Below are 17,895 nucleotides of genomic sequence, written 5' to 3'. Positions count from 1 at the left end.
GACAATGACTGGTAGCAGAGGGTATGATTTGACCTGCCTATATGTAATAGTAAGATAAAAAAATCTATCTACAATATTCTGAAAGCAAGCAGAAAACTTCTGCCTTTCCCCTCAAATCCTCACAACCACTATTTAATTCAAATAAAATCCAGCCAAAGACAGCCCGGGAAGAGAACCGATACCCTATATTTGTGGCCTCGGAGCAAGGTTTAGATGCGAGCGCATAAAGCGAGCATTTAAACCGCCGCGACTAAAGTCACAAATATAGGGTATCGGTTTTCTTCCTGGGCGTCTGTTCTTTAATGAATTAAATAGTAATTATAACCACTTGATTTGAGAATGGGATAAATATATAATCAGGATATATTTTGATAGAATATATAGAATCTTAATACAGAAGGAGAACTTTTAACAAGGATAAATATGAATTTCACTGGTGAGGAGTAAGTTTATGAACATTTTTGACGTTATCGGTCCGGTTATGGTAGGACCTTCGAGTTCCCATACAGCGGGAGCAGTAAGAATTGGTTATGTAGCAAGACAGCTTTTGGGCGAAGAAGTGAGAGAGGCAAAGATTTTACTTTATGGTTCTTTTCTTGCAACAGGAAAGGGGCATGGCACAGATAAGGCACTGACAGCTGGCCTTCTTGGAATGCAGACGGATGATTACCGAATTCCAAAAAGTATTGAGATTGCAGAGGATAAAGGTATGAAGATTGCTTTTGGCGAGGCGGTATTGAAGGAAGCACATCCGAATACGGCACAGCTTTATTTGAAAGGCATTTCGGGAAAGACGATGGAGCTTGTGGGCCAGTCGCTTGGAGGCGGCCGGATTAATATTGCGGAGATTGATGGCATTGAGACGAATTTCTCTGGGGAGAATCCAACATTGATCGTGCATAATCTCGATCAGCCAGGACATGTATCGGAAGTAACTTCCATGCTTGCTCATAAAGGTGTGAATATTGCGACCATGCAGTTATATCGTTCCTCAAAGGGTGGTAAAGCAGTTATGGTTGTGGAGTGTGATCAAGAAGTTCCGCAGGAGGGAATCCGTTGGCTGGAGCGAGTGGAAGGTGTACTGAAAGTAACCTATCTTGGAAAATCGGAGGAAAAGTAAATGATAGAATATCACAGCATACAGAATATATTAGACCTTTGTAAAGAACAGGATAAAAAGATTTGGGAAGTTGTTTTACAGGCCGATATGGATGAGAGCGGGGCATCAGGAGAGCAGGTTTTTGAGAAAATGCGTTTTATGTATAGGGCAATGCAGGAGGCAGACCAGAGTTATGAGGCAAATTTAAAGTCCCAGAGCGGAATGGTTGGTGGAGACGGTGAAAAAATGCGTCAGTATAATGCCACTGGGAAAAATTTATGCAGTGAGTATTCCAGTCTTGCAATGGAAAAAGCATTAAAGATGGGAGAGTCGAATGCCTGTATGAAGCGGATTGTAGCAGCTCCTACAGCCGGCTCCTGTGGAGTAATCCCGGCAGTTCTTTTAAGTTACGAAGAAAATAAAAATGCAGAGGAAGATGAACTGGTAAAAGCATTATTCGTCGCTTCTGGTATCGGAAAAGTTGTGGCCGAAAATGCTTCGATTGCCGGAGCATTTGGTGGATGTCAGGCAGAAATCGGAACGGCAAGTGCGATGGCTGCCGGGGCATTGGCATATCTGCAAGGTGCAGATAATGAGCAGATTATGCAGGCAGCAACCTTCGCCTTAAAAAATATGCTTGGGCTTGCATGTGATCCGGTTGGCGGTCTGGTAGAAGTCCCTTGTGTTAAAAGAAATGTAGCAGGAGTTGTAAATGCAATTTCAAGCGCGCAGCTTGCTCTTGCAGGTATTACCAGTGTGATCACTCCAGATGACACGATTGACAGTATGCGCCGGATAGGAAATGATCTTCCATCCTGCCTGAAAGAAACCAGTAAAGGTGGTCTTGCAGTGACAGAATCGGCAAAACGTATTATGGAACAGTTTAAGAGTCATTAAACTTCTGGTTTGCCGCAGGCAAAGGAGACGCCGCTGAAGAAAGCCTATCCCCTATATTTGTGACTTTAGTCGCGGCAGTTTGAATGCTCGCTTATACGTGCTCGCATCCAACCTTTGCTCCGAGGCCACAAATATAGGGGCTAGGCTTTCTTCGGTGGCTGTACTTTGGTTGTAGAAGTAATATCAGAATTTTATATTGGAGAGATTTGAGAAAGATTTCAGATGATTGTAGCTTTCTGGAAAATGGAATATTAAAGATTGACATGAGGACTGATGGAGATTCAATATTTTCTGGCTTTTCCTTTACATCTTTTAATTGATTTGAATGCTTTAGAATAACCAGCCGCTATAGATATTTTTATCGGATTATTCAAAAAATTAAAAAGAAGCCCTTGTTATAAGCTTGAATTTTGTGACTTTGCGCTGTGGAATCTTGACTGTAACCTTGCGAGCTCGTTTTCGAGCAAGGTTGTCTTATCAGGCAGGATGGAACGTTTAGCGCAACGGAACAAAATTCAAGCTTATAACAAGGACTTCTTTTTTATATTTTTTGAGCAATCCGCTTATAGATTCTTCTGTAGCGGCGTCTGTTCCATAGTCTCACAAATCAGAAGTTAGCAGATTTTAAAAGTGTGAAGAATAAATTTGCCACACCGCAAAGGCACATAATAAGAATCGGATTCAGCTTCCATTTTCTAAGAGCAATAAAGGCTGCAATAAAAAGAAAAAGAGCGAATACATTTACTGAAGAAATGTGTAAGGCTTTCCCGGAAAGAACAGCGGTCTGAAACATAGAAAATCCGGCAGCAGTAATCAGTGCAACAACGGCAGGCCGCAGACTCGAAAGAATATTGCTGATTGCTGAAGTTTCTTTGTATTTACAATATACAAGTGCCAGAATAGATACCAGAATACAGGAAGGAAAAATCGAACCGAAAGTAGCGGCAAGAGCACCGGGGATTCCAGCAATCTGCAGACCGGTAAATGTGGCAGAATTGACACCGATTGGACCAGGTGTCATTTCTGCGATTGTGATAAGATTCGTGAATTCGTTCATGGTAAGCCATCCATGAGTTTCTACAACCTGGCTTTGAATCAGCGGAATTGCAGCGTACCCACCGCCGACACTAAAAAGCCCAATCTGTACGAAACTCAGAAATAATTGTATATAAATCATAATTTCGTCTCCTGTAAGCATTTTTGTTTCTGTGTTTCCTTCTGTGTTTGCCTGAGAAAAAATGGCCTGTACTGATACCATATAAACTGAATGATGCCGATACATGCGGCTACAAGAATAATATAAACAACATTTACTTCTAAGAAAAAGTCACATACAAAAGCAGCGGTCATGATAAAAATAGACAGGCTGCTTTTTTCTTTTAATACACTTTCTCCAAGGCTGCACGCAGCATCTAAAATGACGGCAGCAACTCCTGCCTGCATTCCTTTTAACACGACAGCTACCCATACATTTGTTGAAAAAATAGCGTAGAAAAAAGAAACGACAGATAAAATAATCATCGGTGGAAGAATTGTTCCGAGCGTTGCCACAATCATTCCGGCAAAACCATATACATTCCAGCCGACCAAAATAGCAGCATTTACAGCAATCGCTCCAGGACAGGACTGTGCAAGAGCGGTAAAATCGAGCATTTCCTGCTCATCAATCCAATGTAGTTCATCTACGAATTTATGCTTCATAAAAGTGACGATGACAAAGCCGCCGCCAAATGTAAAAGCACTGATATAAAGTGTTGTAAGAAATAACACCCATAGTTTGTGCGGTTTATTTTTCATGAAATCCCTCTTACTTTCTAGAGAGTGTTTGAAAAATTATTCCTGTAATCTGCACACCCTACTTTGCGGTATATTTTACAGAAAGCATTTTTCAAACATGCTCTAAAGATATTTACAAATTAAGTCTTTTTACATTATTAATATATCACTTGCGAGATTATTTTAAAAATACTATAATTATAATAAAGTTCATAGATAAAAAACTATAAAATAGAAATCGGATTTGAGAAAGGAGGAATAGCGTGTCCATTCGCCATTTTAGAATTTTCATCGCCGTAGCGGAAGAAGAAAATATCACAAAAGCTGCCAAAAAGCTGTATTTGACACAGCCAACGGTAAGTGTTGCCATAAAAGAGATAGAAGAGCATTATGGGGCAAGATTTTTTGAGAGAATTAATCAGAGACTTCATATTACAGAAGAAGGAAAGAGATTTCTCGACTATGCAAAGCATTTCATTGCGATGTATGATGAGATGGAAATTGCATTTAAAAATACAGACTTTACCGGAAGACTCCGAGTAGGAGCGAGTGTAAATATAGGAACTTATTATATTCCAAGACTCATCCGGGAATTTCGGGACAGGTATCCGGGAATAAATGTGCAGGTAAAGATAAATACAACCGCTGTTGTAGAAAAAGAACTGTTAGATGGAAAGTTAGATCTGGCACTCGTAGGGGGAACGATACAGTCAGAACATATCGTTGCAGAACCGCTATTTTATGAGAAATATACCGCCATATGCGCCCCGGAGCATCCGATGGCAGGAAAAACGGTACCACTAGAAGAATTTATGAAAGAGCCGCTTTTATCCAGAGAAAAAAGCAGTGGTGCATATGAAGTATTCCAGAGTGCGGTAAATCAGACTGGACTTACCGTCACTCCAGTATGGGAAAGCACATCCCAGACAACACTTATGGAAGCGGTACATTATGGATTAGGGGTAACGATCGTTCCAGAGCAGATGATAAAAAGAGAAGTAAGAGAGGGGCGATTATCCCAGATTACCTTCTCCGATTTCTCTTTCCAGAATACGATTCATATAGCCTATCATCATAGCAAATATCTGTCTCCATCGATAAAGAAATTTATTCTTCTGGTAAAAACTTTGGATCCTCCAGAATTTGTTCCAGAGTAATATTGTAAAAGAAATCGTGAACCAGTGAATCAAACTTCTTCCACATAGGAAGCGTCCGGCACTGGTTCGCCCTTGGACAATCTTCCGCATCATCCATAAGACAAGCCACAGGAGCAAGCGTTCCTTCGGCCACTTCCAGAATCTCTCCGACACTATATTCTGCCGGTGTGCGGGTAAGCTGGTATCCCCCACCCTTACCACGCAGTCCTTTTAACATCTTTTGTTTTACAAGAGACTTCAGGATACTTTCCAGATATTTATCGGAAATAGCCTGTCTCTTTGCAATATCTTTAAGGGGGATATACCCCTCATTGCCATGCTCCGCTAAGTCTAACATGACGCGGAGGGCATAACGTCCTTTGGTTGAAATCATAAAATAATCCTCTTTCGTAATAATATGACTTTATTATAACATAGTAGGTTAGTTCGTTAAAGGGGGGACAGACGCCCGAGAAGAGAACCGATATCCTATATTTGTGTCTTTAGTCGCGGCGGTTTGAATACTCGCTTTATGTGCTCGCATCCAAACCTTGCTCCGAGGCCACAAATATAGGGTATCGGTTTTCTTCTCGGGCTGTCTTTGGCTGGATTTTGTTTGAATTAAATAGTGGTTGGAGGGATTTGGGGATGAAAGTTGAAGTCTTTGATTTATTATCCGTAGGTCCGTGCACTGTTTAATTCGTTTGTTGTTTACTAATGAATTAAATCGTTAGACAATATTTTTTCAACTTCAGTAACTGGCTTTTCTATTACTTCAGCAATTACTTCCAAAGGAATGCCCGCTTTATACATTCGTTGTGTATAGCTGGTTGTTGCTTCGTTAAATCCTTCTCTTCGACCAGATTCTTTATGGTCTGTCCATGCGTTTCTCATGTTTATTGTATCCTCCTTTTCTGGAATTGAAAAATGTAATCCTGTAAATGTGTTTATAATCTGTGCAGCAGTAACGGAAAGAGCAGAATAGCCTGGATCAGAAAGTAGAATATCCATTTGTTCTTCATCAGAAATTACTTTTAATATATGCATAAGTCGGCCAAATTCTGTATGAAATTTCGTGAAATTAGAAATATTGTTGCATGATATTAAATGAAGTTTGTAATCTGGAAGAAATTCTTTAAGGGATTCATCTGTCTCAGAAAACATCTCCTGAAGGCTTTTTGCCGCATCCCACCCGTCATTGCCAAAATATATAGTAACAGTAATAACTGGGACAAGGCGATCATCTGGATGCCATCCCGATAAAAATTCTTCTGTAGTTTCTTTAAAATTTGGATTTTGTTTTCGTATTTTTCTGTATTTTTTTGTTTTTTCATTTACTTGTGCAGAATAATTAATCGCATCATAGAGCATATTTCTGACAGGCATTGCATAATGGATATGAGATTGATTCTCAACTCCAAACAGTACATAAAGGGTATTTTTATATTCTTTTGCAATACAACCTTTTAAAATATCCCGAAATTTTTGTATTGTAGCTAATTCTCCGCGTTTCCCGAGCGGAAGAGTGATTTCAGAAGTATCTCGTTCAATTAAATTCTCTGGAAGTATTCTTTGTTGCCCATCATAAATAAGATAATTAAAAACATCAGCAAAAATCTCATTATTGGACAAATATTCTTTAGTAAGTGCATCAGCTTGTCTCATAAACACTCACCTCGAAATAAAAATTATTTTGTCTGAATATATGATACAATAAAATTAACATAAAATCAATATTTTTCCAAAAAATAACATATAAAAATTAAATGTAGAGAGATTGTAGCTGCCTGATTTTTCATTTTTTGTCTTTGGTAAAATAGGAGAATTTAAATATGGAAATTTTTTGCAAGTCCGTATCCAGCCAAAGACAGAAGCCAGAGAGCTATCGAATCCATATTTATGGCCTGAGAGCAAGTGTTGAATGCGAGCGTGGGGCGAATATTCAACCCGCAGAGATAGAGTCACAAATATAGGATATTTTTTCTCTTTGGGAGCGTCTATGTAGCCTTGACTGCATCAAATCACTATTTTTTTGAAAAAAATTTATCCCTCAAAAACTGCATGGTTAAGCCATATTTCCCGCTTTTCAAAAATTGTTTTTAAATAAATCCCTATAAACCTATTTACAAAGTAGGTTAATAGTGCTATTATCATAGCCATGAGATACATGAAAGAAATAAATCAATAAAAAATGAGATTTTAGAATAAGGAGGAACAAAGCAATGGCTAACATTTATAAAGGTACATTAGGATTGATCGGAAATACACCTCTTGTTGAGGTTGCTAATATTGAAAAGGAATTAGGATTAAAGGCAAGAGTATTAGTTAAGCTTGAGTACTTCAATCCGGCAGGAAGTGTTAAGGACAGAATCGCAAAAGCGATGATCGAAGATGCTGAGAAGAAAGGAATTTTAAAAGAAGGTTCCGTAATCATTGAGCCGACATCTGGTAACACAGGAATCGGTCTTGCATCTATTGCAGCAGCAAAAGGATACAGAATCATCCTTACAATGCCTGAGACAATGAGTGTTGAGAGAAGAAATATTTTAAAAGCTTACGGTGCTGAGATTGTTCTTACAAGCGGAGCTAAGGGAATGAAAGGTGCTATTGCAAAGGCAAATGAACTTTCAGAAGAAATCGAAGGAAGCTTCATTCCGGGACAGTTTGTAAACCCGGCAAACCCGGCAATCCATAAAGCAACAACTGGTCCTGAGATCTGGAATGATACAGATGGAGAGGTTGATATCTTTATTGCAGGTGTTGGTACAGGTGGAACTTTAACAGGTACAGGCCAGTACTTAAGAGAACAGAAACCAGAAGTGAAGATTGTAGCTTTAGAGCCAGATACATCACCAGTTTTATCTGAAGGTAAGGCAGGCCCACATAAGATTCAGGGTATCGGAGCTGGATTTGTACCAGATGTATTAGATACAAAGATTTATGATGAGATTTTCAGAGCAACGAATGAGGATGCTTTTGCAACAGCAAAGCTTTTAGCAAAGAAAGAAGGAATTTTAGTAGGGATTTCCTCCGGAGCATCTTTACATGCAGCAATTGAATATGCGAAGAAGCCAGAGAACGAAGGAAAGACTATTGTAGCGCTTCTTCCAGATACAGGAGACAGATATTACTCTACAGCATTATTTACAGAATAATGCCAGGCATTCTTGAATCTCAAAGCTTAATGCATAAGACAGGTACGAAATCCAGTATAGGATTTGTAATTGAATAGAGGAAAAGGGTGATAAATAAATGAATCTTTCGAAGAAAAGCAGGTATGGGATTACCGCATTGATCGATCTGGCAGTATATGCCAAAGACCAGTGCGTTCAGTTAAGCAGTATCGCAGAGCGCAATAATATATCTGTAAAGTATCTGGAACAGATTTTTTCGAGTCTGAGAAAGGCCGGTCTGGTAAGAAGCGTAAAGGGACCACAGGGCGGTTATCTTTTAGCAAAAAGACCAGAAAGTATTACCGTAGCAGATGTAATTCATGCGTTAGATGGAAGCTATCTTCTGGAAGATGAAAGAAGTGTGGTAAGCGGAACAGACGAAAAGGGAATATCCACTGCGATACAGAAACTTCTGATTGATCAGATGAATGATCAGACGGATAGATTATTGAAACAATTAACATTAAGAAATCTGGTAGATTCCTCAATGGAGTACAGTCAGGTTGGACATGAAATGTATTACATTTAAGTAAGATTAAAATTAAATTTTTAGATTAGATAGATAAAAATAGATAGAATTTTTAGATACTCAAGAGGGTAGACATGAAGACAAAGAGATTAGAGACAGATGTGTTAATCATCGGTGGAGGAACAGCAGGCTGCTTTGCTGCCTATACTTTGGGAAAAGAAGCAGGGGTAAGCGTTCTGATAGCGGAAAAAGCGAATATTAAGAGAAGCGGCTGTCTGGCAGCTGGGGTTAACGCTTTAAATGCATATATTACAGAAGGACATATCCCTCAGGATTATGTGGATTACGCAAAGAAGGATGCCCACGGAATTGTCAGAGAGGATTTGCTTTTATCCATGTCTGAGCGACTGAATCATGTAACGAAGGTTCTTGATGATTTAGGACTCGTTATCCTGAAAGATGAGAACGGTAAGTACGTTGCAAGAGGAAACAGAAATATAAAGATTAACGGTGAAAATATCAAGCCTCTTTTAGCAGAAGCGGCAATGTCACAGGACAATGTCACAGTGCTTGAGAGAGTGAATATCACCGATTACATAATAGAAGAGAATGAAATCAAAGGAGCCTGGGGCTTTAATATAGAAGAAAATGTTTTCTATGATATCCGGGCAAAAGCAGTTCTTTGTGCGACTGGTGGAGCTGCAGGGCTTTACCGCCCGAACAATCCGGGATTTTCAAGACATAAGATGTGGTACTCCCCATTTAATACAGGAGCCGGATTTGCAATGGGAATTTTAGCCGGAGCAGAAATGACAACATTTGAGATGCGTTTTATCGCATTGCGATGTAAAGATACGATTGCACCGGTTGGAACAATCGCACAGGGTGTCGGAGCCAGGCAGATGAACTCTCACGGTGAGATTTATGAGACAAAATACGGTCTTACAACTTCTCAGCGATTATATGGAACAGTAACTGAGAACAGAGAGGGACGCGGTCCTTGTTATCTAAAGACAGACGAAATCAGTGCAGCACAGGAACAGGATTTATACAGAGCGTACCTCAACATGGCACCAAGCCAGACACTCAAATGGTTAGAAGGTTCGAGAGGACCGGCAAGTGAGAATGTCGAAATCGAAGGAACAGAACCTTACATTGTAGGTGGCCATACCGCAAGTGGTTACTGGGTAGATAACGGCAGAAGAACAACAGTGAAAGGTTTATTTGCCGCCGGAGATGTTGCCGGAGGATGCCCACAGAAATACGTAACCGGAGCATTGGCAGAAGGCGAGATTGCCGCCGAATCCATGACGAAATACTTAAAAAACTTAAATGCAGACAGCGAAAAATCAAATGCTATAAAGGAAATTGAAACAAAAATAGATAATGCTTCTATATTAAAGAAAAAAGAGTATGAAGCACATTTGACAGCAGAAGGAAAAGACAGCGAAGATACATTTTTCATTACTGCAGAACAGCTTGAAGAGGCAATGCAGAAAGTCATGGATCAGTATGCCGGAGGAATCGCTACCGATTATCAGTACAATGAAGAGAGACTGGTAATCGGTAAGAAGAGAATCGGTGAATTACTTGGCATGATTGATGAACTCAAAGCAAAAGATATGTTTGAGTTAAAAGATATCTACGAAGTAAGAGAGAGACTGATTGTGTGTCAGACTTTGATTGAACATTTAAGAGCTAGAAAAGAGACAAGATGGCACAGCTTTGGAGAGAATACAGACTATCCGAAAGAGAGCAATCAGTGGCTTAAATATGTGAATTCAAAAAGAAAGCCAGACGGCGGGACAGAAATCATTTTCAGAGAACTGGTGACAGGAGGCAAGGTATATGAGTGTACGGATTTTACAGAATAAATGTGTGGGATGCGGAAAATGCCTTTCCGTCTGTCCCGGGAATCTCTTAAAAAAAGGCGAGGACGGCAAGGTACATATTCGAAATATCAGAGACTGCTGGGGCTGTACCGCCTGCTTAAAAGAATGTCACACGGGAGCAATTCTTTACTTCTTAGGTGCTGACATGGGAGGCATGGGTTCCATGCTTTCTGTCAAGGAAAAAGGCGATGTCCGCATATGGCGTGTCGATAGTCCGAACGGTGAGACAAAGACCATTGAGATAAACATGAAAGATTCTAACAAATATTAGCATAGAAAACATTTTAAAGGAGGAAATGAGATGGGAACATTATCACATCTTGATGAACTGGAAGCAGAAGCAATATACATAATGAGAGAAGTAGCAGCAGAATGTGAAAAGCCAGTTATGCTTTACTCAATCGGAAAGGACAGTTCCGTAATGCTGCATCTGGCAATGAAAGCATTTTACCCGGAAAAGCCACCGTTCCCATTTATGCATATCGATACAACATGGAAATTCAAAGAAATGATCGAATTTAGAGATAAGATTGCAAAAGAAAAAGGAATCGACATGATTGTATACACAAATGAAGAAGGTGTAAAACAGGGAATCAACCCATTTGACCACGGCTCAGCCTACACAGACATCATGAAGACACAGGCATTAAAACAGGCACTCACAAAATACGGATTTACCGCAGCATTTGGCGGCGGTCGTCGTGATGAAGAAAAATCAAGAGCCAAAGAGAGAATTTTCTCCTTTAGAAATAAAGAACAGGCATGGGATCCTAAGAACCAGCGCCCGGAAGTGTGGAAGTTATATAATACACAGATTAAACAGGGTGAAAGTATTCGAGTATTCCCAATCTCTAACTGGACAGAGAAAGATATCTGGCAGTACATCAAACGCGAAAACATCGAAATCGTACCACTTTATTATGCGGCAGAGCGTCCGGTAGTAGAGCGTGACGGCAATATCATCATGGTAGATGATGACAGAATGAAGCTTCGTCCAGGTGAAAAGATTGAACATAAGAGCGTAAGATTCCGTACTCTTGGATGTTACCCGTTAACAGGTGGTATTGAATCTACCGCACATACATTAGACGAGATTATTGATGAGACACTTAGCGCAGTAGATTCCGAGAGAACCAGCCGTGTTATCGACCATGACGGCGGAGCAGCCAGCATGGAAAGAAGAAAGAAAGAGGGGTACTTCTAAGATGAAAGGATTATTAAAATTTATTACATGCGGAAGCGTGGATGACGGAAAATCAACATTAATCGGACATATCCTGTATGACTCCAAGCTTCTTTATACAGACCAGGAAAAAGCACTCGAGCTTGACTCAAAAGTAGGAAGCCGCGGTGGAAAAATAGACTACTCTTTATTACTTGACGGATTAATGGCAGAGAGAGAACAGGGTATCACGATCGACGTAGCTTACAGATATTTCACAACAGATAATCGAAGCTTTATCGTAGCAGATACTCCAGGACATGAAGAATATACAAGAAACATGGCAGTTGGTGCATCTTTTGCAGACTTAGCCGTTATTCTTCTGGACGCAACACAGGGCGTACTTGTACAGACAAGACGTCACGCAAGAATCTGTGCATTAATGGGAATTAAATATTTCATTTTCGCAGTAAATAAGATGGATCTTGCAAAGTATAGTGAAGAAAGATTCCGTGAAATCGAAAAACAGATCGAAGCATTAAAAGCAGAACTTGGACTGGAAAATGTATACATCGTTCCAGTATCCGCTACAGAAGGTGACAACGTAACAAAAGCTTCCGACAACATGACATGGTATGAAGGAAAGCCAATCCTTTCTATCTTAGAGCAGGTTGATATTGATGAAAATCAGGAAGAAGGCTTCTACCTTCCTGTACAGAGAGTATGCCGTCCAAATCATCAGTTCCGTGGATTCCAGGGACAGATTGAAAGTGGAAGCATCAAGGTAGGCGATGAGATTACTGCATTGCCAAGTATGGAAAAAGCACACGTTAAATCCATTCATGTAACAGACAAAGATGTACAGTCTGCAGAAAAAGGACAGCCGGTAACAATCCAGCTTGACCGAGAAGTAGACGTATCAAGAGGATGTGTCTTATCCGCAGGTGCAGGAGAAAAGGTAACTTCTTCAGTAGAAGCAACTCTCCTCTGGATGGATGATGACAAACTTGAAAGTGGAAAGAACTACTTCGTAAAATTAGGAACCAGATTAGTACCTGGTATCGTTTCAAAAATCCTTTACTCCATTGATGTAAATACAGGAGAACAGAAGCCCGCCGATTCCTTAGGAAAGAACGAAATCGCAGAGTGCGAGATTACATTTGTAGACCGTGTTGTAGCAGATGAATTTAAGGATCACAAGACATTAGGAGAATTAATCCTGATTGACCGTGTAACCAATATGACTTCTGCCTGCGGTGTTGTTACAGAAGTAAAAGAAGACGGACAGGAAGCAGGAAAGAAAGCAGATCAGCTTCGTGCCGTAATCAAAGGACAGAGAGCAGCAACCATTCCATTTGACCTTGCAGATGACAATATCACAAGAAGCTTTGTAGAACAGGTAGAAAAAGAACTGACATTAGGTGGAAGACATACATACCTTTACGCACCAAAAGATGATGAGCCAGTAGGACTTGTCGTAAGACATTTAAACAGAGCGGGTATTATCGTATTACTTGTTCTTAATAAAGACTTAAAGAATAAAGAAGAAATCAAAAACTCCTTATCCAAGTACAGCAAATACATTAAGAACTGGGAAGAAGGAGAAAAAGGAGACGTGGACAGCACAGTACAGACAGTCCGTAAGATTACAGAGTATGCGGAAGATGTATACGGTGTTGCAAGTCACATCTAAAAGGAGAGATGGAAATGAAGTTTAACACAAAGATTCTTCATGGAAAAGCAGGAAGAAATACGCCGGACGGAGGAACACTTCCGGGAATCAGTCAGGTAAGTGCATTTTCTTACGATTCCGCAGAACATCTCGAAAAAGTATTTGGAAATAAAGCACCTGGATTTGCTTATACACGAATCGGTAATCCGACTGTCGCAGCATTTGAACAGAGAATCAATGAATTAGAAGGAGGCGTGGGCGCAGTTGCCTGTGCCTCTGGAATGGCAGCCATCACCGCAGCACTGTTAAATGTATTAAGTGCTGGAGATGAAATCATTGCAGGAAGCGGATTATTCGGAGGAACCATCGACTTATTCAAGGATTTAGAAGCGTTTGGTATTACGACACATTTCATTCCACATATTACCGTGGAAGACATCAAGACGGTTTTAAATCCAAATATCAAGGTGGTTTTCGGAGAACTGATTGGCAATCCGGGACTTGATGTAGTAAATATCAAAGAAGTAACTGATTTCCTTCATGAAAATGGAGTACCATTTATCGCGGATGCCACCACGGCAACCCCTTATCTGGTAAATGCCTTATCATTAGGAGCAGATGTTGTTATTCATTCCAGTTCAAAATACATCAACGGAAGCGGCAATTCCATCAGCGGAATCATCGTGGATGGTGGAAAGTTCAAATGGGATAAAGACAGATATCCGGCAATGAAGGAATACAGCAAATACGGAAAGTTTGCTTATACTGCAAGACTTCGAAACGATGTGTGGAGAAATATGGGTGGGTGTCTCGCGCCAATGAACGCTTACCTCAATATTTTAGGGCTTGAAACACTCGGTATTCGAATGAAAGTACTTTGTCACAATGCACTGACACTTGCAAAGGCATTAGAGGAATTGGCAGGAATTACAGTAAACTATCCGGGACTGGAAAGCAGTCCATACAAACCGCTTGTCGATGGACAGTTCGGAGGACTGGGAGGTGCCATCCTCACAATCCGGGCAGGTTCAAGAGAAAAAGCATTTAAACTGATTAATTCTTTAAAATATGCACATATCGCAACCAATATCGGCGATTTAAGAACGTTAGTCATTCATCCATCATCAACGATTTATCTGCACAGTACCAAAGAAGAACAGGAACACGCAGGGGTATATGAGGATACGATTCGAATCAGTGTCGGCATTGAAGATGTGGAAGATTTAATTGCGGACTTTACACAGGCGATAGAAAATATATAATGTAATTATTCAAAGCTATATAAGCAAAGAATCATCAAAGTTGTGATTTGCAAATAGCGTTGAATGGTTACAAAAAATTTAGCAGTATAGAAATGAAAAAAGGGTATTTCATTTAATTACAGGAGGACAAAATGGCAGTAGATTATGCAACTCTGAAAAAGGGCGGATTTATGCGCCAGAAACAGAAAAATAATTTTTCTTTAAGACTTCGTACCGTCGGCGGACATATGAGTGCAGAGCAGCTTGCAAAGGTTGCTGAAGTTGCAGAAAAATACGGTGAAGGATATGTACATTTAACATCCAGACAGGGTGTGGAGATTCCTTTCATTAAGTTAGACCAGATTGAAGAAGTAAAAAATGCATTAGCAGAAGGGGATGTTGTTCCAGGTGTATGTGGGCCTCGAGTAAGAACCGTTACTGCCTGTCAGGGTGCAGCAATCTGTCAGAGCGGCTGTATTGATACTTACGCATTGGCAAAGGAACTTGATGAGAGATATTTCGGTTACGAACTTCCTCATAAGTTCAAATTCGGTATCACAGGATGCCAGAATAACTGCTTAAAAGCAGAGGAAAATGACGTAGGAATCAAAGGTGGAATGCAGGTTGCATGGGTAGAAGATAAATGTATCCAGTGTGGTGTCTGCGTAAAAGCCTGCCGAAATGAAGCAATTACTTTAGAAGACGGAAAAATCAGTATCGACACAGGAAAATGTAACTACTGCGGACGATGTGTAAAGTCCTGTCCAGTAGATGCTTACGATGCACAGCCAGGATATATCGTTTCTTTTGGTGGAACATTCGGAAATCACATCAGCAAGGGTGAGACAATTATTCCATTTATCGAAAGCCACGAAAAGTTATTAAAAGTATGCGATGCAGCATTAAAATTCTTTGAACAGAACGGAAAAGCAGGAGAGAGACTCAAGTTCACGATCGACCGTACTGGAAAAGAGGCATTTGAAAAAGCAATCAAGGAGGCCTATGAAAATGAGTGAAATACATTTTGACGAACAGGTAGATATTACTGATGTTGTATGTCCCGTTACATTTGTAAAAGCAAAAGTAGCATTAGAAGAAATGGATGAAGGACAGGTTTTAGCCGTAAAAATGAATGATGGCGAGCCAGTACAGAATGTTCCAAGAAGTATCAAAGAAGAAGGACATCAGATCTTAAAATTAGATACAAACGATGATGGAACTTATACTTTATTCGTAAAGAAAGTTGGAGAATAAAGTTACATATAGGAAGTTAAAAGAATAAAACAGGAAAATCCCAGAGTATATTTGAAAAATGCTTTTTAAAAGATAAGCATTTCATAAAGTAGGAAGTGCAGATTATTTCTTGATTTTTCAGATATCTTCTGAAACAGGAGAGCAGTTATGGCAGAAAGATTAAACAAAGACAGCTTTCAGGAAAAGGTGTTAAATGCATCAGGTCTTGCAATCGCAGACTTCTACTCTGACAGTTGTATTCCATGCAAAAAGTTATCTCCGATACTTGCAGATTTGGACGAAAAATATCCAGACGTATACATCGGAAAAGTAAATATTGTTTACGAGCAGGAACTCATCGAAGAGTACAGCGTTATGTCCTCTCCAGTACTTATTTTCTTCAAAAACGGAGAAGAGGTAGACCGAATTATAGGGGCTGTAAGTAAACATAAAATCGAAGAAGCGATTGAAAAGAATAAGTAGTAAAGTATATAATAAAAACTGATAAAAGACAGAATAAAACATATTTATAAAATTAGATATAAAGTTATATATAGCAATTTGAATATATTTATAAAGGCATTGTAAAGATGTATATAATAATAAATAGAATATAAAAGTTTAAGGTAAGGCCGATATAATAAGACAGATATAATTTTATAAATATAAAAACAGACATAAATGGAGGATAGAATCGTGAAAATCACAGTTGCTGGAAAAGTAAAAGAATATGAAGATGGATTAAACATCACACAGCTTATTGAAAAGGAAAACGTAGAGACACCGGAATATGTTACTGTATCCGTAAACGATGAATTCGTTGAAAGAGTAGATTTTGAAAAAGCCTTAAAAGACGGTGACGAAGTAGAATTTCTGTATTTCATGGGAGGTGGAAGATAATGCTATCAAACGAGCAGCTTGAACGCTACTCCCGTCATATTATCCTGAAGGAAGTTGGCGCAAAAGGACAGAAGAAATTATTAAATGCCAAAGTTTTAATTATTGGAGCCGGTGGACTTGGCGCACCAGCCGCAATGTATTTAGCAGCAGCCGGTGTTGGAACAATCGGAATCGCAGATGCAGACGAAGTAGATTTATCTAACTTACAAAGACAGATCATTCATTCAACACAGGATGTAGGTAAGGCAAAAGTACAGTCTGCAAAAGAGACAATGGAAGCCATTAACCCAGATGTAAAAGTAATTACATACCGTACTTTCGTAGACTCAGAATCCATCATGGACTTAATCAAAGACTACGACTTCATCATTGATGGAACAGATAACTTCCCTGCAAAATTTCTTATCAACGATGCCTGCGTAATGGCGAAAAAGCCATTTTCTCATGCTGGAATCATCCGTTTCAAAGGCCAGCTCATGACTTACGTGCCAGGAGAAGGACCATGTTATCGTTGTGTATTCAAGAATCCGCCTCCAAAGGATGCAGTACCAACCTGTAAGCAGGCAGGCGTTATCGGAGCAATGGGTGGAGTAATCGGAAGTCTTCAGGCAATGGAAGCAGTTAAATACATCCTCGGTGTTGGTGACTTACTGACAGGCTACCTCTTAACTTATGATGCATTAAAGATGGAATTTAGAAAGATTAAACTTCCAGAACATACAGAAGATTGTGCTGTATGTGGTGACCATCCGACAATCACAGAGCTTATCGATTACGAACAGACAGAATGTGAGGAAATCTAATCATGCAGGTAAAGCTTAAAAAAGAAGACTTTCAGGCAATGGCAGCCCATGCCGTTGCCCACCTGCCGGAAGAAGCCTGCGGACTCATCGCCGGCGAAAAATCCGACACAGAACGAGTAATAAAAAAAGTATATTACCTTACAAATATTGACCATACAAACGAACACTTCTCTTTAGATCCAAAAGAGCAGCTTGCAGCAATCAAAGATATGAGAAAGAACGGTTTAGAACCACTTGGAAACTGGCACTCCCATCCGGAAACTCCGGCAAGACCATCTAAGGAAGATATCCGCCTCGCCTTTGATTCTGAGGCAAGTTATCTTATTATGTCCCTTATGGATCAGGAAAATCCTGTAATCCATGCTTTCCGAGTAAGAGAGGGACAGGTATCTAAGGATGAGATTGTAACTATTTAATTCATTTAGAACAGACGCCCGCGAAG

The 17,895-nt window shown here is 39.8% G+C and carries 20 protein-coding genes; 16 read left to right on the top strand and 4 right to left on the bottom strand.

Annotated elements, in window-relative coordinates:
* Positions 1–451: 451 nt before the first annotated feature.
* Positions 452–1,120 carry an L-serine ammonia-lyase, iron-sulfur-dependent subunit beta gene (gene sdaAB, locus EUBHAL_RS14165; protein ID WP_005351674.1) on the top strand — a complete coding sequence of 223 codons (669 nt, stop codon included), beginning with the start codon at positions 452–454 and terminating at the stop codon, positions 1,118–1,120.
* A complete protein-coding gene (gene sdaAA / locus EUBHAL_RS14160; protein ID WP_005351673.1) occupies positions 1,121–1,996 on the top strand; it encodes an L-serine ammonia-lyase, iron-sulfur-dependent, subunit alpha in 876 nt (291 codons plus the stop codon).
* Positions 1,997–2,603: 607 nt separating this feature from the next.
* Here the strand turns inward: sdaAA and EUBHAL_RS14155 are convergent.
* Both EUBHAL_RS14155 and EUBHAL_RS14150 read right to left on the bottom strand, forming a co-directional pair.
* Positions 2,604–3,173: a chromate transporter gene (locus EUBHAL_RS14155; RefSeq protein ID WP_044923785.1), complete on the bottom strand. Its 570-nt coding sequence runs from the start codon at positions 3,171–3,173 to the stop codon at positions 2,604–2,606.
* Positions 3,170–3,793 (bottom strand): chromate transporter, encoded by a 624-nt coding sequence (locus EUBHAL_RS14150; RefSeq protein ID WP_005351671.1) that lies wholly within the window; start codon positions 3,791–3,793, stop codon positions 3,170–3,172. The genes EUBHAL_RS14155 and EUBHAL_RS14150 overlap by 4 nt, the downstream gene beginning before the upstream one ends.
* A gap of 242 nt (positions 3,794–4,035) precedes the next feature.
* Between EUBHAL_RS14150 and EUBHAL_RS14145 the strand changes: the two genes are divergently transcribed.
* A complete protein-coding gene (locus EUBHAL_RS14145; protein WP_005351670.1) occupies positions 4,036–4,929 on the top strand; it encodes a LysR family transcriptional regulator in 894 nt (297 codons plus the stop codon).
* Here EUBHAL_RS14145 and EUBHAL_RS14140 read toward each other — a convergent pair.
* Together EUBHAL_RS14140 and EUBHAL_RS14135 are read right to left on the bottom strand one after the other, a co-directional pair.
* Complete coding sequence (locus EUBHAL_RS14140) at positions 4,880–5,302, bottom strand: RrF2 family transcriptional regulator (protein ID WP_005351667.1); 423 nt, start codon at positions 5,300–5,302, stop codon at positions 4,880–4,882. The two genes, EUBHAL_RS14145 and EUBHAL_RS14140, sit on opposite strands and share 50 nt — an antisense overlap.
* 320 nt (positions 5,303–5,622) lie before the next feature.
* Positions 5,623–6,573 carry an Rpn family recombination-promoting nuclease/putative transposase gene (locus EUBHAL_RS14135; protein ID WP_005351664.1) on the bottom strand — a complete coding sequence of 317 codons (951 nt, stop codon included), beginning with the start codon at positions 6,571–6,573 and terminating at the stop codon, positions 5,623–5,625.
* A 557-nt stretch (positions 6,574–7,130) separates the two neighbouring features.
* On the opposite strand from EUBHAL_RS14135, the gene cysK reads away from it, so the two are divergent.
* The 13 genes from cysK (at position 7,131) to EUBHAL_RS14070 (ending at position 17,869) form a co-directional block, all read left to right on the top strand.
* Positions 7,131–8,063 (top strand): cysteine synthase A, encoded by a 933-nt coding sequence (gene cysK / locus EUBHAL_RS14130; RefSeq protein ID WP_005351659.1) that lies wholly within the window; start codon positions 7,131–7,133, stop codon positions 8,061–8,063.
* Between the two features lie 97 nt (positions 8,064–8,160).
* Entirely contained in the window at positions 8,161–8,610 is a 450-nt protein-coding gene (locus EUBHAL_RS14125) for an RrF2 family transcriptional regulator (protein ID WP_005351657.1), read from the top strand.
* Positions 8,611–8,684: 74 nt separating this feature from the next.
* Positions 8,685–10,424: an adenylyl-sulfate reductase subunit alpha gene (locus EUBHAL_RS14120; protein ID WP_005351656.1), complete on the top strand. Its 1,740-nt coding sequence runs from the start codon at positions 8,685–8,687 to the stop codon at positions 10,422–10,424.
* Positions 10,399–10,713, top strand: coding sequence for a 4Fe-4S dicluster domain-containing protein (locus tag EUBHAL_RS14115; protein ID WP_005351654.1), 315 nt, complete (start codon positions 10,399–10,401; stop codon positions 10,711–10,713). Before EUBHAL_RS14120 ends, EUBHAL_RS14115 begins: the two co-directional genes overlap by 26 nt.
* 30 nt (positions 10,714–10,743) lie before the next feature.
* The gene (cysD, locus tag EUBHAL_RS14110; protein ID WP_005351652.1) at positions 10,744–11,646 is read left to right on the top strand and encodes a sulfate adenylyltransferase subunit CysD; all 903 of its coding nucleotides are present in this window, start codon (positions 10,744–10,746) and stop codon (positions 11,644–11,646) included.
* A 1-nt stretch (position 11,647) separates the two neighbouring features.
* A complete protein-coding gene (locus EUBHAL_RS14105; RefSeq protein ID WP_005351651.1) occupies positions 11,648–13,297 on the top strand; it encodes a sulfate adenylyltransferase subunit 1 in 1,650 nt (549 codons plus the stop codon).
* 14 nt (positions 13,298–13,311) lie between these two features.
* Entirely contained in the window at positions 13,312–14,538 is a 1,227-nt protein-coding gene (locus tag EUBHAL_RS14100) for an O-acetylhomoserine aminocarboxypropyltransferase/cysteine synthase family protein (RefSeq protein ID WP_044923782.1), read from the top strand.
* Positions 14,539–14,669: 131 nt separating this feature from the next.
* A complete protein-coding gene (locus tag EUBHAL_RS14095; RefSeq protein ID WP_005351649.1) occupies positions 14,670–15,533 on the top strand; it encodes a 4Fe-4S binding protein in 864 nt (287 codons plus the stop codon).
* Complete coding sequence (locus EUBHAL_RS14090; protein ID WP_022169903.1) at positions 15,526–15,771, top strand: sulfurtransferase TusA family protein; 246 nt, start codon at positions 15,526–15,528, stop codon at positions 15,769–15,771. Before EUBHAL_RS14095 ends, EUBHAL_RS14090 begins: the two co-directional genes overlap by 8 nt.
* Positions 15,772–15,918: 147 nt before the next feature.
* Positions 15,919–16,233 carry a thioredoxin family protein gene (locus EUBHAL_RS14085; protein WP_005351647.1) on the top strand — a complete coding sequence of 105 codons (315 nt, stop codon included), beginning with the start codon at positions 15,919–15,921 and terminating at the stop codon, positions 16,231–16,233.
* A gap of 213 nt (positions 16,234–16,446) precedes the next feature.
* Positions 16,447–16,650 carry a sulfur carrier protein ThiS gene (thiS, locus tag EUBHAL_RS14080; RefSeq protein WP_044923778.1) on the top strand — a complete coding sequence of 68 codons (204 nt, stop codon included), beginning with the start codon at positions 16,447–16,449 and terminating at the stop codon, positions 16,648–16,650.
* Complete coding sequence (locus EUBHAL_RS14075) at positions 16,647–17,453, top strand: HesA/MoeB/ThiF family protein (RefSeq protein WP_135960949.1); 807 nt, start codon at positions 16,647–16,649, stop codon at positions 17,451–17,453. Before thiS ends, EUBHAL_RS14075 begins: the two co-directional genes overlap by 4 nt.
* Positions 17,454–17,455: 2 nt before the next feature.
* The gene (locus EUBHAL_RS14070) at positions 17,456–17,869 is read left to right on the top strand and encodes a M67 family metallopeptidase (RefSeq protein WP_005351643.1); all 414 of its coding nucleotides are present in this window, start codon (positions 17,456–17,458) and stop codon (positions 17,867–17,869) included.
* Positions 17,870–17,895 lie beyond the last annotated feature (26 nt).

It is taken from the genome of Anaerobutyricum hallii DSM 3353, from assembly GCF_000173975.1.
Classification (GTDB): Bacteria; Bacillota; Clostridia; order Lachnospirales; family Lachnospiraceae; genus Anaerobutyricum; species Anaerobutyricum hallii.
The sequence above is the reverse complement of the archived record's forward strand: the minus strand, read 5'-3'. Positions and strand labels throughout refer to the sequence as shown.

Excerpts from the sequence above, each read along its gene's own strand:
- EUBHAL_RS14140 (WP_005351667.1), bottom strand. The coding sequence starts at position 5,302 with ATGATTTCAACCAAAGGACGTTATGCCCTCCGCGTCATGTTAGACTTA.
- EUBHAL_RS14100 (WP_044923782.1), top strand. The coding sequence starts at position 13,312 with ATGAAGTTTAACACAAAGATTCTTCATGGAAAAGCAGGAAGAAATACG.
- EUBHAL_RS14115 (WP_005351654.1), top strand. The coding sequence starts at position 10,399 with ATGAGTGTACGGATTTTACAGAATAAATGTGTGGGATGCGGAAAATGC.
- cysD (WP_005351652.1), top strand. The coding sequence starts at position 10,744 with ATGGGAACATTATCACATCTTGATGAACTGGAAGCAGAAGCAATATAC.
- EUBHAL_RS14155 (WP_044923785.1), bottom strand. The coding sequence starts at position 3,173 with ATGATTTATATACAATTATTTCTGAGTTTCGTACAGATTGGGCTTTTT.
- EUBHAL_RS14150 (WP_005351671.1), bottom strand. The coding sequence starts at position 3,793 with ATGAAAAATAAACCGCACAAACTATGGGTGTTATTTCTTACAACACTT.
- EUBHAL_RS14070 (WP_005351643.1), top strand. The coding sequence starts at position 17,456 with ATGCAGGTAAAGCTTAAAAAAGAAGACTTTCAGGCAATGGCAGCCCAT.
- EUBHAL_RS14105 (WP_005351651.1), top strand. The coding sequence starts at position 11,648 with ATGAAAGGATTATTAAAATTTATTACATGCGGAAGCGTGGATGACGGA.
- sdaAB (WP_005351674.1), top strand. The coding sequence starts at position 452 with ATGAACATTTTTGACGTTATCGGTCCGGTTATGGTAGGACCTTCGAGT.
- EUBHAL_RS14095 (WP_005351649.1), top strand. The coding sequence starts at position 14,670 with ATGGCAGTAGATTATGCAACTCTGAAAAAGGGCGGATTTATGCGCCAG.
- EUBHAL_RS14120 (WP_005351656.1), top strand. The coding sequence starts at position 8,685 with ATGAAGACAAAGAGATTAGAGACAGATGTGTTAATCATCGGTGGAGGA.
- EUBHAL_RS14135 (WP_005351664.1), bottom strand. The coding sequence starts at position 6,573 with ATGAGACAAGCTGATGCACTTACTAAAGAATATTTGTCCAATAATGAG.
- sdaAA (WP_005351673.1), top strand. The coding sequence starts at position 1,121 with ATGATAGAATATCACAGCATACAGAATATATTAGACCTTTGTAAAGAA.
- EUBHAL_RS14125 (WP_005351657.1), top strand. The coding sequence starts at position 8,161 with ATGAATCTTTCGAAGAAAAGCAGGTATGGGATTACCGCATTGATCGAT.
- EUBHAL_RS14085 (WP_005351647.1), top strand. The coding sequence starts at position 15,919 with ATGGCAGAAAGATTAAACAAAGACAGCTTTCAGGAAAAGGTGTTAAAT.
- EUBHAL_RS14090 (WP_022169903.1), top strand. The coding sequence starts at position 15,526 with ATGAGTGAAATACATTTTGACGAACAGGTAGATATTACTGATGTTGTA.
- cysK (WP_005351659.1), top strand. The coding sequence starts at position 7,131 with ATGGCTAACATTTATAAAGGTACATTAGGATTGATCGGAAATACACCT.